We start from the raw sequence: 15,904 nt of genomic DNA on the forward strand, positions 1-15,904 counted from the left end.
AAGACAGGGAGTCAGTTTAGATGTCATTTGCCAGGGCGAAATATTGGGGTTTTGCATGGGGGCTTAGTCTTTTGACACAAGGGCTATGGGCTGCCGTGCAGACTAAGCCCTATATTGCCATTCATAGCCAGCCGAAATATGCTGGCTTGTCGGTCATGCCCTATGCCAATCCCCAGGCGCCTAAAGGTGGCTATTTAAGTACTGCCAGTAATGGGACTTTTGACAATTTAAACAGTATGAATGGCAAAGGCAGCTCAACCGATGGGGTGGAATACCTGTTTGATTCGCTGATGTCGAATTCGCTGGATGAGCCGGGGGTGATGTATCCTTTGCTAGCGGAGAAAGTGACTTATGATCCCAAGCAGACCCAATTTGTCATTTTCCATCTCAATCCCAAAGCACGTTTTAGCGATGGCAGTGCAGTGACTGCCGAAGACATCAAATTCACTTTTGATACGTATCAAACCAAGTCCAATCCGGGACTGCAAATGTATCTGGCCGATCTGGATAAAACCGAAGTATTGTCTAAATATGCAGTCAAGATGAGTTTTAAGTCTGCCAATAATGCAGAGATGCCGCTGATTCTGGCGCAAATGCCAATTTATTCAAAACGCGATTGGCAGAAGAAGGATTTCACTCGGGTCACCATGCAACCGATTTTGGGATCAGGTCCATACTTGATTGATCGCATAGATGCAGGACGCAGTATTAGCTATAAACGCAATCCAAACTATTGGGGTAAAGACTTAGCGGTTAATAAAGGACGATATAACTTTGATCGCCTGAAATATGTCTATTACCGCAATCTGGATATTGCCTTTGAAGGCTTTAAGTCGGGCCAATATACCCTGCATGAAGAATTTACCGCACGTAAATGGGTGACTGAATATCATTTTCCCGCCGTCCAAGCAGGCATGGTGGTGAAATACCGGTTCCAGCACCAGAACCCGATTCCAACACAAAGTTTTGTCTTTAATACCCGTCGTGCGCCTTTTCAAGACATCCGGTTTCGCCAAGCCATCACCTATGCTTATGATTTTGAATGGCAAAACAAGGCGCTGTTTTACGGACAGTATCGACGCTTACAAAGCTATTTTGCCAACAGTGAATTGGAAGCCAAAGGCACGCCCAGTCCTGCAGAGCTGGCCATTTTAAAACCCTATCTAGCCCGACTGAATCCGATTCAGCGGCAGGGAGTGCTGCAAAATTGGAAATATCCGGTGTCGGATGCCAGCGGATTTAATCGCAATAATCTGCTGACTGCACGCCAGTTGCTCATCAAAGCCGGCTATACCTTTAAAAATGGCCGTTTGCTGGATACCCAAGGCAAGCCGATCCGGATTGAATTTTTAATCCATCAGGATGGTTTGCAGCGTACCCTGATGCCCTTTATTCGCAATATGAAACGTTTGGGTGTGGAAGTGGCGATCCGCCATGTCGATGTGCCGCAGTATATCGAGCGCATGCGGACCAAGGATTTTGACATGACCACCAACGTGATGCCGCAGTCGCTCAATCCGGGCAATGAGCAGGCACAGTTCTGGGGCAGTGCATCGGCAGATCAGCCGGGAAACTACAACTATGCCGGTATTAAAAATCCTGTGATTGATGCGATTGTACAGCAGGTTATTCATGCACCGAGTCGTGAGCAACTGGTGCTGAAAACCCGGGTGCTGGATCGTTTATTGCGTGCCGGTTATTATCAAATTCCGACCTATGGCAAGGGTGAAAACTGGTTTGCTTACTGGAACATGTATCATCAACCGAAAGTGAAACCGAAGTTGTCATCGGGCATTGACTACTGGTGGAGTGATGCCGGGCAAGCGCAAAAAGTGACCCGGTATTTAGGTCAAAAATAAACAATAAGTCATAACGCAGGCACAGGGAACACTGTTTCGATGGGCATATATATATTAAAAAGACTGCTGCTGATTATTCCAACGCTGTTTTTCATTTTGTTGATTAACTTTGTGGTGATCCAGATTGCGCCGGGTGGACCGGTTGAGCAAGCCATTCAACAGGCAGAAGCTTTTCAGGGCCTGGGTGCAACGGGTGGCGAAACTGCTGCTGCAAAAAATAATTATCAGGGAGCAAAAGGTTTAAGTGCAGAAATGGTGGAAAAGATTAAAGCCCAATACGGCTTTGATCAGCCTGCGCACATCCGCTTCTGGGACATGCTGAAAAGTTATGCCAGCTTCGATTTCGGCAGCAGTTTTTTTAAAGACAAGCCGGTGACGCAATTGTTGTGGGAAAAAATGCCTGTGTCCCTGTCTTTGGGTTTATGGAGCACTTTGCTGATTTATCTGGTGTCTATTCCCTTAGGCATTAAAAAAGCCCGTCAGCATGGCATGCTGTTTGATAAATCTACTTCGCTGTTACTGGCGATTGGTTATGCCGTGCCTGCCTTTGTATTTGCGGTGTTACTGATTGTGTTCTTTGCCGGTGGTTCCTATTTTCAGTGGTTCCCGCTGCAAGGTTTGGTATCGGAAAATTTTCACAGTCTAAGCTGGCTGGGCAAAATCAAAGACTATTTCTGGCATATGACCTTGCCTTTACTGGCGATGGTGATTGGCGGTTTTGCTGGGTTGACCTATCTGACCAAATATTCCTTTATGGAAGAATTAAACAAGCAGTATGTACTGGCAGCGCGCTCTAAAGGCCTGACAGAATCACGGGTACTCTATGGTCATGTTTTTCGTAATGCCATGCTTATAGTGATTGCCGGTTTGCCTGAAGCGCTGATCGGGATTTTCTTTGTTGGCAACCTGTTTATTGAAATTATCTTCAATCTGGATGGTTTGGGGCTGCTGGGCTTTGAAGCCATCCAGCAGCGTGATTATCCGGTTATTTTCGGAACCCTGTTCTTATTTACCTTGCTGGGTCTGATTCTGCGATTAATCAGTGATGTGCTGTATCAGGTGATTGACCCGCGGATTAATTTTGATTCGCGAGGTGCTGAATAATGTCCCCGTTAATGCAAGCACGCCTGAAACGCTTTCAGGAAAATAAACTCGGTTTTGGCTGCTTAATCCTTTTTGCCGTGATTTTTGTGTTGTCGCTGGCTTCTGAACTGATTGCCAACGATAAACCGCTGTTGGTAAGCTATAAACATTCACTGTATGTGCCGGTGTTCAAGTCTTATCCAGAAACGACTTTTGGCGGGGTGTTTGAAACTGAAGCTGATTATAAAGACCCGGTCGTGCAGCAATTGATTGATGAAAAAGGCTGGGCGATCTGGCCACTGATTCAATATTCCTATCAAACACCCAATTTGGAACTGGCAGTACCGGTGCCATCTGCACCGACCTCGCAAAACTGGTTAGGTACCGATGATCAGGGACGTGATGTATTGGCCCGTATTCTATATGGTTTGAGGGTTTCACTGCTATTTGGTTTTGCACTCACAATTGCATCAGCGCTTTTAGGTATTGCTGTAGGTGCGATTCAGGGCTATTACGGTGGCTGGGTCGATTTATTGGGACAGCGTATCCTGGAGGTATGGGGCGGTTTGCCGATGCTATTCATGGTGATGATTCTGGTCAGCATGTTTACTCCAAACGTCTACTGGCTGTTTCTGATCATGCTGTTATTTGGCTGGACCACTTTGGTCGGTCTGGTACGTGCGGAATTTTTAAAGGCGCGTCATCTGGACTACGTCCGTGCCGCACGTAGTCTGGGCGTCACAGACCGAACCATTATGCTGCGCCACATCTTGCCCAATGCCATGAGTTCCAGCCTGTCACAGCTCCCTTTTATGCTCACAGCCAACATCACTGCACTGACGGCATTGGACTTTTTAGGCTACGGTTTACCACCGGATGCAGCCTCTTTAGGCGAGCTGTTGTTGCAGGGTAAATCCAACCTGAATTCACCATGGCTGGCACTATCCGGCTTCTTTACTCTGGCCATTGTCCTATCTTTACTGATTTATATTGGGGAGGCGACACGTGATGCATTCGATCCAAGACGCCAATAATCCGCAAGCCTTGTTAAGCGTGCAGCATTTAAATATCCGGCAAGCAGAGCATGTGCTGGTAGCTGACCTGAATTTTCAGTTGCATGCCGGTGAAACCGTTGCACTGGTCGGTGAAAGTGGTTCGGGTAAGTCGATTAGCAGTTTGGCTTTACTCGGACTGTTACCCAGTACTTTGAAGATTCAAGGTCAGGCCTTATTGGGACAGCAAAATCTACTGGCACTGAAAACTGAACAGTTACGACAAATTCGTGGCCAGAAAATTGCCATGATTTTTCAGGAACCGATGACGGCTTTAAATCCCTTGCACAGGGTGGAAAAAATTATTGGTGAAACCTTATTGCTGCAAGGCTGGTCCAAACAAAAGGCCAAAGCACGAATTATTGAATTATTAAAAGATGTCGGCATTCCCGACCCTGAAGAGAAATTGCGCCGTTATCCGCATGAGCTTTCTGGCGGACAGCGGCAGCGCGTGATGATTGCCATGGCACTGGCCTTAGATCCGGACATTCTGATTGCCGATGAGCCGACCACAGCACTGGATGTTACCTTGCAAGCACAGATTTTAAAACTGCTTAAATCTTTGCAGCAAAGCCGAAATATGGCGATGATTCTGATCAGCCATGATCTTAATCTGGTACGTCGCTATGCCGATCAGGTCATTGTAATGAACAAAGGTGTAGTAGAAGAACAGGGCAGCGTAGCGGAAATATTTCAATATCCGAAACAGGCCTATACCCGAGATTTACTGAATCATGATTTTGGTGAGGCGCTACACATTCCAGAAGCTGAAAATTTATTGACCTTAAAGCAGGTTGCGGTGAAGTTCCCGATCAAGCAGGGATTACTCAACTGGGTCAAAGACTATTTTATTGCGGTCGAGCCTTTGGACTTACAATTAGCCCAAGGTGAATCGATTGGTATTGTCGGTGAAAGCGGTTCAGGTAAAAGTTCACTGGCTTTGGCTATTAGCCGTTTGATCAAAAGTGACGGTGAAATTGTGCTGCTCGGTACCGATTTAAACCAATGCAATGAAAAACAGTTACGGCCTTTACGTGCCGAATTTCAGATGGTGTTTCAAGACCCGTTTAGCAGTTTGAATCCGCGTTTGAATGTCGAGCAAACCATTGGTGAAGGCTTGGGCTTAAAAAAACTTTCTGCTACAGACATATCTCAGCGGATTGATGAAGCACTGGAAAAAGTAGAATTGCCGATCAGCTTTAGAACTCGTTATCCACATGAGCTGTCAGGTGGACAACGTCAGCGTGTCGCCTTGGCACGCGCTTTGGTGTTGAATCCTAAACTGCTGATACTGGATGAACCGACCTCGGCGCTGGACCGTACCACGCAGCGCGCCATAGTGAAATTACTCAGACGTTTGCAGCAAGAGCATCAGATCAGTTATCTGTTTATCAGCCATGACCTGCAAGTGGTCAAAGCCCTGTGTCAGAAAGTGCTGGTATTACGTCGTGCGCAGGTCATGGAATTTCAAACGACTGAGCAGCTGTTTTTAAATCCGCAAACTGAATATACCCGTCAATTAATCGAAGCAAGTCAGTATGTTTAAAACTACTGACAAGTCATATTGTCAAATAGCCTATTGACGAATTGTATATTCAGGTTAGAGTTTTCACTCTATATAAATACAAATAAGTCAGGATTGAGAGATGAGCCATCTTGCTGAAGCCATTACCATTCGAAATATCACTTTTAAAAACAGAATAATCAAAGCCGCAATGAGTGAAGCCTTGGCAAATGACGCAGGTCAGCCCAGCCAGTTGCATTTTAATCTTTATGAAACCTGGGCCAAAGGTGGTTTGGGCTGTGCCATTACCGGTAATGTCATGGTGGATGTTCGAGCCAAAAATGAACCGGGCGTGGTGGTGATTGAGTCAGAACGCGATTTGGCCAAGCTACAGCAATGGGCAACGCTCGGCAAGAAATATGGCATGGTGCAACTGGTGCAATTGTCCCATCCCGGCCGTCAGTGTCCCAAAGGTTTAAACAGGGAAACCGTAGCACCTTCGGCTGTATCTTTTTCTCCTGCGCTGGCAACCACCTTTGGCACACCACGTGAATTACGTGAAGATGAGATTCTCGACATTATCCAGCGTTTTGCCATTTCTGCACAAATCTGCGAAAAAGCTGGCTTTGAAGGCATACAGTTGCATGGGGCACATGGTTATCTGATCAGCCAGTTTTTATCGCCATTGACCAACAAACGTCAGGATCAATGGGGTGGTCCGATTGAAAACCGGATGCGCTTCCTGCTGGAAATTTATAAGGCTGTCCGTGCGGCAACCTCGGATCAATTTATCATTTCCGTGAAACTGAACTCGGCTGATTTCCAGCGTGGCGGCATTACCGAAGATGAAGTAGTTGCGGTCTTTAAAGCCATAGATGCTGTTGGAATCGATCTGATTGAGATTTCTGGCGGAACCTATGAAGCTCCGGCTATGGCGGGCGCGAAAGAGGATAAGCGCAAAGCCAGTACCATTGCCCGTGAAGCCTATTTCCTCGATTTTGCCGAGAAGATTCGTAAAGAAGTGAAGTGTCATTTAATGGTGACTGGTGGTTTTCGTACCGTAGCGGGTATGAATGCGGCACTCGACAGTGGAGCCTGTGATTTTATTGGTATTGCCCGCCCATTGGCAGTGGAAACTGATCTAACCGATCGTCTGATTGCGGGACAGGATGTACGTTATGCGGTGGATAAAATCAAAACCGGCATTCCCATGGTCGACAAGATGGCAATTATGGAAATCATCTGGTATGCCGCACAGTTTAAAGATATTGCACGTGGTAAACGTCCAAATCCAAAACTGTCACCGCTGAAAGTTTTTTTGAAATATGCCAAAAACAATATTACCGCGATTATTAAAGGGCAGATTAATTCACGCCGTAGTGCTTAATGGGATGAGTAGGCTTTAGACCAGTAAGACTGAAACTGCACAGCAGACCATTGTCCTTTTTCCAATGTACGTTAAAAGGCAGGTCTGCTTTGGATCTGTTGCAGATAACGCTGCAAATGCCGTATTTGATTGCATGCAGGCCAAGAGTGGAAACCAAAACAACAGATCTACACGCCTAAAATGATCACCTGCTAAATAGTTATTTTTTTAGATGTTTAGATGTGTAGCAAAGATCAAGCAATGTTGAAATTCACTCTATTTAAAAACAAAAAAGCCTGATTCATGATGATCAGGCTTTTTTGTTGAGATATTGCTATCTTGAATATGGCGACCCTACGGGGATTCGAACCCCGGTTACCGCCGTGAAAGGGCGATGTCCTAGGCCTCTAGACGATAGGGTCATCTAAGTATTGGCGTCCCTACGGGGATTCGAACCCCGGTTACCGCCGTGAAAGGGCGATGTCCTAGGCCTCTAGACGATAGGGACGTTTCAGAGGTGGGCGTATAATAGGGTGGATAGGACACCCTGTCAAACCTTTTTCCGGGATAATGTTTAAAAATGGACTCAACTGAATAAAAATAAAACAAATGTGTGAAATGTGTTTTGAAAATCACTATTTTTCTGCGCTTAAACCCTCAATGATGCTGTTGATCACCGCTGGATGCTGTAAGTAACCGATAATACTGTGAGGATTATAAAAAGATGTAGTAATTGCCTGGTTAATGATGGGTGGCTGAAAATTGAAAGGTGCTTCTGATAAAGGAAAAGCAGTCAAAAAATCATCGGGTGAATAAAAATTAAACCAGTCACCCTGCAGTTGGAGTGGTCTGGAAATCGGGGTGACGAGTTTTTCCTGAATGACTCTAAAAGCCAGGGGAGAGCCTAAGGTAATAAAGCGCTGAATTCTAAAATGTGGATATTGATGCAGCAGGTTGTAGGTAATGACCGAACCGAGGGAATGCGCCACAATAATATGATCTAGCTCGGGATGTAGATAAGACATGATCCGATGGTGAACTTCATGCATGAAATCGGGGTTAGATAAATATAAATAGGTTTCAATCAGGAATTTATGAATAAATGTTTCATGCAGCTTGGGATAATGATTCAGAAATAGTGCCAGTTCCTTAAATGCATGATCTCTGGTGAGTGCGCTAATGAGGACTAATCGCTGAGTGAATGACTCAGAGCATTCGGGATTTATACTTGGTAATCTGCTCGCACAGGGATGCTGTTCCGGGACAATGGTAGTGTTATGTTTTAAATGAAAGGGAAGATGTAAATGGGAGATGGACTTGGGTAAAAAGGTCTCCAGATCCAGGCTGTTATATAAATGATGTTTGCTGAGCAAGTCGCCATAAAAAGGAAAGCGCACTTCCAGAGCGTTAAGATCAATATTTTGCCGGGAATTGCGTAGGCCTGTCTGAAAAGCGGATAGCCAATGCTGTTTTAATGAAGGTTGATCGTAATTCTGTTGATTCATGCCGTGAATAAAAATGATTTTCATACATGGTCAGAGCTTTTGTAGAAGTGATTATCTTTATTGAGCTTAAAAAAAAGAGCGGTACTTGACCACTCCTTTTCTGTGTTAGTTTTGCTTTCGGTAGAAAACATGATAACTGAGATAACAACCCGCAATAAACAGCAGGCAGCCAATAAAGCCGGCCAGCATTTCCGGATCTGCTGCCATACTGATACAGGTAATAAAACAGAACACAAAACCTAGAATCGGTACAATCGGGAACAGCGGTGCTGCAAAGCCTAGCTCTTGCACGGTATGACCGGCCTTATACCACTGACGACGGAAATTGAACTGACTTAAGCAAATGCTCATCCAGACCACCACCATAGTAAATGCAGCTACACCAAGCAGGTTCTTGAAGATGGTTTCCGGTGCAAACTGCTCTGACAATAACCCCGGAATCGCACCAAGCATGGTGACAATAATCGCCACAAAAGGAATGCCACGGTGGTTCACTTTAGAGAACACGGCAGGTAACTGCTTTTTGTCAGATAAAGACCACATCATGCGGGATGCGGCATACAAACCCGAGTTGGCTGCCGATAATAGCGCAGTGATAATCACAAAGCGGATGATATCTTCCGCATGTGAAATACCAATATAAGTAAATACCGTTACAAACGGACTGCTACTGACACCTTCAGCCCCCAAGCCCGCCATCTGATGCGGTAACAGCGCGCTAATCACCACAATGGTACCGACAAAGAAAATCAGTAATCGCCAGATGGCAGCATTGATGGCTTTGGGTACGTTTTTAGCCGGGTCCTGAGTTTCACCTGCGGCAACACCAATCAGTTCAGTTCCGGAGAAGGCAAAGTTGACAATCAGCATGGTGGCGAAAATTGGAAATAAGCCTTGAGGAAACCAGCCCTGAGCCGTAATGTTGCTAAATAAAGGCGCGGAGCTGTGACCCTGAAAGGAAAGCACACCAAAAATTGCCAATAAGCCGAGAATAATAAAGCTAATTACGGTCACGACTTTGACCAGAGATAGCCAGAATTCAGACTCTGCAAATAACTTTGTTGAACTCATATTGAGCCCAAAAACAATGGCTGCAAAAACGAGGGTCCAGATCCAGACTGAAATTTCCGGAAACCATTCCTGCATCAGCAAGGCTGCGGCAGTAAATTCGGTTCCAAGGGTGGCAGTCCAGGTCAGCCAGTACAACCAAGTAATCATATAACCGGTACCTGGACCAATATATCTGCGTGCATAGGTACCAAACGAACCTGATTCGGGCATGTGCACCGCAAGTTCGCCCAGGCAAAGCATGACTGCATAGGCAATTAAACCGCCTAATACATAGGAGATGATGGCACCTACAGGCCCCGTTTGTGCAATGACTTCACCCGAACCTAAAAATAACCCCGTTCCGATTGCGCCGCCTAGCGAAATCATGACCAGGTGTCGAGTACTCATAGCGCGTTTTAAAGGCGCAGAATTGCCCTGATGCGTAGCATCATTCGGAGTATGAGATGACTGCATAAGAGAAAAATAAAAAGAAAAATGAAGCGAGTTATTGTAGTGAAAAACTACAAATCTGCAATGCAATAATGATAAGTGTTGAAGCTTGAATGATCGTATAGCACGATATATGGCGACCCTACGGGGATTCGAACCCCGGTTACCGCCGTGAAAGGGCGATGTCCTAGGCCTCTAGACGATAGGGTCGTTAGGAGGTGATGCGTATATTATGGATTTTTAATAAAGCTGTCAAACCTGTAATTGCGTTATTTTTAAAATATTGAATTAACTGCATAAAAAATGACAAGTAAAAAATATAAAAGTGCCGTTTTTAAAACGCTACTTGATCTGTCGCTTTAAAACAGTATGAATTTTTAGCACGATATAACTTGTATTAATGCACCGTCTAGGAATAACTGAAACAGATGGTCCGTTGTGATCTCTCTGTTTAGCGATGGCTTAGGTTTTCCAGTAGACGAATACTGCGAAGACTGATAATAGTGCATAAGATAAATAATAAATTGAACGTATTATTTTAACTGTAGGTTAGGTGAATTTTAAATAAATCAAAGTTTTTGATAATTCAGACGGGTTGAGGGTGGCTTTAAATTAAAAAGACCACAAATTAGTGGTCTGGTGTTTGATATTTTTGAGGTTGCTCTTGTGCTGGAGCTGCTGCTGGCGTGATTGATGAATCTTTGTCTGGAGATTTATCTTTGCTGACGATATATAAATATAAAGCTGAGGGAAGAAGAATGATTAAAACAATAAAAGCTTTTTTCAACATGATTTCAGGGTCATTGATTTCAATAGAGTGAACTTAGCATGCAAATGGTGATAAAAAAAGGGTGCTGTAGCGCTTAAGGCTAAACTTTAAAAATCAAGCTTTGAAAATGAATATTCAGGATAGGATGAGTAATTTTAGAAATAATGTTCGGTGATTCACTCGAGCTTATGGTGGTTTTTGGGTGGTTCGTTTTTTCAATATACGAATGGAGGCTTTGAAGCTCAAAATGCTTTTCATGTATAAAAATGAGGGGGCATTAAAAAACTAAAAATAAATGAATAGCTAAATAAATAGGATAGAAAAATTGAAGAATAAATAAGAAAAATAGATGGCGTCCCTACGGGGATTCGAACCCCGGTTACCGCCGTGAAAGGGCGATGTCCTAGGCCTCTAGACGATAGGGACGTTTAGAAGATGGCGGTATCTTATTGATCCGCCATCAAGGTGTCAAGTAGATGGGGTGCGAGTTTGTTCAAAATATAGCAAAACAGTTCAGCCGTTTTTTGAGTGTCGTATAAAGCAGAGTGTGCTTCCTTACCATCGAACTCAATTCCAGCCTGAATACATGATTTTGCCAGTACGGTCTGACCAAACATCACGGCACTTAAAGTCACAGTATCAAACACCGAAAAACTGTGAAAAGGGTTTTGATTTTTGGTCCCTGTACGGGCAATAGCCGCTTGTACAAAGCCCAAATCGAAATGTGCATTGTGACCGACCAAAACGGCATGGGTACAGTTTTGCTGCCGACGAACTTCATTGACCGATTTGAAAATGCGTTTTAATGCACTTTTTTCATCTTCCGCCATGGCAATGCGCATTGGGTTTGACGGATCTATACCAATAAATTCCAGAGAACGGCGGTCTAAATTCGCCCCTGCAAAAGGATTAATATGTGCATGGTGCGCTTCACCAGGTACAAATTGGCCTTTTTCATTATAAATGATTGGGATTGCTGCGATTTCCAGTAAGGCATCGGTCTGTGAGTTAAAACCTGCTGTCTCGACATCGACAACAACAGGTAAAAATCCACGGAAACGCTGACCAATTACTGGTGTGGTTTCATCTGTCACACTTTTCTCCATTGGATGGTCTTACCCGCATACAATGGGATAATCTGTTCACCATCCAAATAGTCTAAACTTTCCGGAATAACTTGCTCTTCTTTGACCAAGGTAATGCTATTGGTATTGCGCGGCAGACCATAGAAGTCCGCACCGAAATGGCTGGCAAAACCTTCCAGACGGTCCAGTCGACCTACCTGATCAAAAGCCTGAGCATATAATTCAATTGCGGTAGGGGCGCTATAGCAACCGGCACAGCCACAGGCATTTTCTTTGGCATTTTTTGAATGCGGCGCGCTGTCTGTACCCAGGAAAAACTTGGGATTAGAACTGGTTGCAACTTCAAGTAATGTTTGCTGATGGCTTTGACGCTTTAAAATCGGCAAACAATAGAAATGCGGTTTAATACCACCTACCAGCATATCATTACGGTTGAACAGTAAGTGCTGTGGGGTAATGGTAGCAGCCACATTGCGGTCCTGTTCAAGTACAAAATGTGCAGCATCGCTTGTGGTAATGTGTTCTAAAACCAATTTAAGCTTTGGAAACTGTTTTAAAAGCGGTGAAAGTACTTCATCTAAAAAGCGTTTTTCACGGTCAAAAATATCGACATGATTGTGGGTGACTTCACCGTGAAGCAACAATGGCACCTGATGTTCTTCAAGCTGTTCAATCACTGCATAGACTTTACTGATATCACTGACGCCATTGTCTGAATTTGTGGTTGCACCGGCTGGATACAGCTTGATGGCATTGACATGCTCAGATTCTTTAATTTTTTTGACTTCGCTTGGTTGAGTCTGGTCGGTAAAGTAAAGCACCATACGTGGATCAAATGCGACACCTTCAGGGACATGCGCCATAATGCGTTCGCGATAAGCCAATGCTTCCTCAACTGTTTTGATGGGAGGTACAGTATTTGGCATGCAGATAGCACGAGCAAACTGCTTGGCAAGATCGGGAACTGTGCGTTTTAAAGATAAACCGTCACGTAAGTGAGCATGCCAATCATCTGGCTGGAGAAGAGTGATTGTATTCAAGGCCATTTCAATCGAAGAAATAAAACAGATGATAATCCATAAAGTGTGAAAATGGTAACGAGAATTACAGACAAATGGTTATATATACATAATTCTAAATAAGAAAAATATGTTATTTTTAGTAACTAAAAGAATTAAGAAATGGGCAATGGAATCCAAGTATAATCTAGCGAAATTACAATATGATAAAGAAAAAATAGAAGAGCTGATTATACGGCAAAGTCAGCGTATAGGTCAGGTTTTTCCCAAAAAAATGGAACAGGAATTTTGGTCGAAAAATTTGGAGCGTGCCCGTAAGCATGTACAAAAATATCTGTGGGGCGGCGTTTTATCTTACTTTATTTTTATTCTGGTGATTTTGCCCAGCGACTACTGGGTGATTGACAAACAGTATATCAGGCATGATTTTCTGAACTGTAGCCTAGGTTTGGCCAATGGTGCTGTATGCCTGCTGATTTTATTTTCTTTTTCACATTTTCCCAAATTGCGTCCCTATTTTTCTCTGGCTTCCATGGTGCTTATGTTTTGGGCCATGATTTCCATGTCCTGGTTGACTTTGACCGTAGAAACTGTTGCCTTACGCCAACAAGGTATGGCCATTCTATGCATGATTTACATCATGGGTTCCCTTATTTCCGGGGTAAAACCATTTCAGATGTTGATGACCGGATTTTTAGCGGCTTCGCTGACAGTCATTCTGTTTTTTCTGCTTCATGTTGATTTTGATGCCGTAGTACTTGGTCGTATTCTTTTTGGCAGTTGTGTGTTTGGTTATGTGATTAGTCATATGATTTTTGCGCGTGAACGAATGATTTATCTGTTTACAATGCGAACCAAAATTAGTGAAAAAATGCATCGGATTCATAATTCGGAATTATTGCATTTAAGTCAGCATGATGACCTGACTAAAATCTCAAACCGTCGTAGTTTCGATGAAATGATGGAAGTGTTTTACCAGCAAACCCGTCAAGAACGAAGTACTTTGGCGATCCTGTTTATTGATATTGATTTTTTTAAAAACTACAACGATTTTTATGGGCATCAGAAAGGCGATGATGTGATTTCCTCTATCGCCAAATCGATTAAAAATGCCATTCGGCATATGGATTTTGTTGCACGATATGGTGGGGAAGAGTTTGTGGTACTACTGCCTGAAACAGATGCTCATGGTGCCTATGCCGTAGCGTCAAATATCTATAAGGCCATCGAGCGTCTAGAAATTCCTCACGAGAAATCTTCAATCTCCGATTTTATTACCATTAGTTTAGGAATTACTGTTTATTATGGCGAAGCTGAGCTAAGCAAAGAAGAGTTATTAAAAATTGCTGATCAGGCTTTATATCGTGCCAAGAATTTAGGCCGTAACCAGATTTATTATCAATCTCTCCGTTCCAATATCGCTGCAACTGAATTTATAAAATCATAAACAGGTCAGATAAAAAAAACCGCTCTTTTGAGCGGTTTTTTTGACCTAAAACAAACTTATTTGTTTTTGTCTTTTAATTGAGGAACAGCTGAACCTGTGCCTACAGAAAGTAAGCCTGCACCTGTATAGATACCCAATTTTGCACGAGTATCGGTAATGTCAAGGTTACGCATAGTCAATTGACCAATACGGTCAGCAGGACTAAACATAGAATCACCTTTCTCCATCGTCAAACGCTCAGCTTCATAAGTAAGGTTAGGCGATTCAGTGTTCATAATTGTGTAGTCATTACCGCGACGAAGCTCTAAAGTCACGGTACCTGTGATGGCTTTCGCTACCCAGCGCTGTGCAGTTTCACGAAGCATCAGCGCTTGAGAATCGAACCAGCGACCTTGATACAATAAACGACCTAAACGCAGACCGTTGATACGGTATTGTTCAATGGTGTCTTCGTTATGAATACCAGTCACAAGACGCTCGTAAGCGATGTGAAGAAGTGCCATACCTGGTGCTTCATAAATGCCGCGAGATTTCGCTTCGATGATACGGTTTTCGATCTGGTCAGACATACCGAGACCGTGACGACCACCGATACGGTTGGCTTCAAGAATGAACTCAACTGGATCTTCAATGCGTTGACTGTTAATCGCAACAGGGAAACCTTCTTCAAAAGTAATTGATACTTCTTCAGGTTTGATTTCGACTTCTTCTTTCCAGAATGCAACGCCCATGATTGGGTCAACGATTTTGATACCGGCATTTAAGTATTCAAGATCTTTCGCTTCGTGAGTCGCACCCAGCATGTTTGAGTCAGTTGAGTAAGCTTTTTCTTTTGACATTTTATAGTCAAAGCCGTTGTCGATCAGGAATTGTGACATTTCCGCACGACCACCAAGCTCATCAATAAAGGTTTGGTCTAACCAGGGTTTGTAAATTTTAAGCGCAGGATTAGTCAACAAGCCATAACGGTAGAAACGTTCAATGTCGTTACCTTTATAAGTTGAACCATCACCCCAGATGTTGACATCATCTTCTTTCATTGCGGTAACAAGCATGGTACCGGTTACTGCACGACCCAATGGCGTAGTGTTGAAGTAAGGAACACCACCAGTGCTGATATGGAAAGCGCCACATTGAATCGCAGCAATACCTTCTAATGCAAGTTGTAAGCGGCAATCAACCAAGCGAGCTTTTACTGCGCCATACGCTTCCGCTTTTTTCGGAATCGCATCATAGTCGTCTTCATCAGGCTGACCCAGGTTTGCTGTATAAGCATAAGGTTCTGCGCCTTTTTGTTTCATCCACAATAGAGCAGCTGAAGTATCTAGACCACCAGAGAAGGCAATACCAACTTTTTTGCCTACTGGGACATTCTGCAAGATAGTTGCATTATCAGACATTGTTAATCCTAACGATATGAAATAGGCACCGAGAAATTTGGTGGCCCAAGAAAATACACATTTCTTCAATTGTAGCACTATTTTATTTCTAATGGTTTTACAAAAGAAAATCTCGTTGAAAATTTGAAATTGATAGATTCAATATATGGTTATAAGCAAAGATTTTGATTAAATCGTGAAGCAGAGCAGAGTTGTGGCTTATAAACAGGAGTTAAAAGGAAGGTGGATAACAATTTTGAGCAGCACATTGAAAGTTTGACCGCTTGCAACATGTCCGCACATTTTATTTCCTCTCAGAATGGCTTTCTGTCGCAC

Annotated in this window: 12 protein-coding genes and 4 tRNA genes; 6 read left to right on the forward strand and 10 right to left on the reverse strand. The window is 43.6% G+C overall.

The window, feature by feature from the left end; genetic code table 11:
• Positions 1–20: 20 nt before the first annotated feature.
• The 5 genes from JFY49_RS04795 (at position 21) to JFY49_RS04815 (ending at position 6,885) form a co-directional block, all read left to right on the forward strand.
• Positions 21–1,859: an extracellular solute-binding protein gene (locus JFY49_RS04795; protein WP_180042733.1), complete on the forward strand. Its 1,839-nt coding sequence runs from the start codon at positions 21–23 to the stop codon at positions 1,857–1,859.
• A gap of 39 nt (positions 1,860–1,898) precedes the next feature.
• A complete protein-coding gene (locus tag JFY49_RS04800) occupies positions 1,899–2,963 on the forward strand; it encodes a microcin C ABC transporter permease YejB (protein ID WP_180042732.1) in 1,065 nt (354 codons plus the stop codon).
• Positions 2,963–3,976 (forward strand): ABC transporter permease, encoded by a 1,014-nt coding sequence (locus JFY49_RS04805; RefSeq protein ID WP_180042731.1) that lies wholly within the window; start codon positions 2,963–2,965, stop codon positions 3,974–3,976. The genes JFY49_RS04800 and JFY49_RS04805 overlap by 1 nt, the downstream gene beginning before the upstream one ends.
• Positions 3,951–5,540 (forward strand): ABC transporter ATP-binding protein, encoded by a 1,590-nt coding sequence (locus JFY49_RS04810; protein ID WP_200224792.1) that lies wholly within the window; start codon positions 3,951–3,953, stop codon positions 5,538–5,540. Before JFY49_RS04805 ends, JFY49_RS04810 begins: the two co-directional genes overlap by 26 nt.
• 100 nt (positions 5,541–5,640) lie before the next feature.
• Positions 5,641–6,885: an NADH:flavin oxidoreductase/NADH oxidase family protein gene (locus JFY49_RS04815; RefSeq protein ID WP_200224104.1), complete on the forward strand. Its 1,245-nt coding sequence runs from the start codon at positions 5,641–5,643 to the stop codon at positions 6,883–6,885.
• 325 nt (positions 6,886–7,210) lie between these two features.
• Here JFY49_RS04815 and JFY49_RS04820 read toward each other — a convergent pair.
• From JFY49_RS04820 to pyrC, 9 genes are all read right to left on the reverse strand, one after another.
• Positions 7,211–7,286: transfer RNA gene (locus JFY49_RS04820), tRNA-Glu, on the reverse strand.
• A gap of 10 nt (positions 7,287–7,296) precedes the next feature.
• A tRNA-Glu gene (locus JFY49_RS04825) sits at positions 7,297–7,372 on the reverse strand.
• Positions 7,373–7,499: 127 nt separating this feature from the next.
• Entirely contained in the window at positions 7,500–8,393 is an 894-nt protein-coding gene (locus JFY49_RS04830) for a hypothetical protein (RefSeq protein WP_200224106.1), read from the reverse strand.
• Between the two features lie 81 nt (positions 8,394–8,474).
• A complete protein-coding gene (locus JFY49_RS04835) occupies positions 8,475–9,893 on the reverse strand; it encodes an amino acid permease (protein WP_200224108.1) in 1,419 nt (472 codons plus the stop codon).
• Between the two features lie 110 nt (positions 9,894–10,003).
• Positions 10,004–10,079 (reverse strand) — tRNA-Glu (locus tag JFY49_RS04840).
• A 418-nt stretch (positions 10,080–10,497) separates the two neighbouring features.
• Positions 10,498–10,659, reverse strand: coding sequence for a hypothetical protein (locus JFY49_RS04845; protein ID WP_200224110.1), 162 nt, complete (start codon positions 10,657–10,659; stop codon positions 10,498–10,500).
• A 329-nt stretch (positions 10,660–10,988) separates the two neighbouring features.
• Positions 10,989–11,064 (reverse strand) — tRNA-Glu (locus JFY49_RS04850).
• Between the two features lie 20 nt (positions 11,065–11,084).
• Positions 11,085–11,744 (reverse strand): ribonuclease T, encoded by a 660-nt coding sequence (gene rnt / locus JFY49_RS04855; protein WP_180042727.1) that lies wholly within the window; start codon positions 11,742–11,744, stop codon positions 11,085–11,087.
• Complete coding sequence (pyrC, locus tag JFY49_RS04860; protein ID WP_200224113.1) at positions 11,729–12,763, reverse strand: dihydroorotase; 1,035 nt, start codon at positions 12,761–12,763, stop codon at positions 11,729–11,731. Before pyrC ends, rnt begins: the two co-directional genes overlap by 16 nt.
• A gap of 148 nt (positions 12,764–12,911) precedes the next feature.
• Here pyrC and JFY49_RS04865 point away from each other — a divergent pair, with 148 nt between their 5' ends.
• The gene (locus JFY49_RS04865) at positions 12,912–14,189 is read left to right on the forward strand and encodes a GGDEF domain-containing protein (RefSeq protein WP_086194956.1); all 1,278 of its coding nucleotides are present in this window, start codon (positions 12,912–12,914) and stop codon (positions 14,187–14,189) included.
• Between the two features lie 56 nt (positions 14,190–14,245).
• On the opposite strand, the gene argG is transcribed toward JFY49_RS04865, so the two are convergent.
• Positions 14,246–15,589 carry an argininosuccinate synthase gene (argG, locus tag JFY49_RS04870; RefSeq protein WP_200224115.1) on the reverse strand — a complete coding sequence of 448 codons (1,344 nt, stop codon included), beginning with the start codon at positions 15,587–15,589 and terminating at the stop codon, positions 14,246–14,248.
• Positions 15,590–15,904 lie beyond the last annotated feature (315 nt).

Source organism: Acinetobacter sp. CS-2, assembly GCF_016599715.1.
In the GTDB taxonomy this organism is placed as follows: domain Bacteria; phylum Pseudomonadota; class Gammaproteobacteria; order Pseudomonadales; family Moraxellaceae; genus Acinetobacter.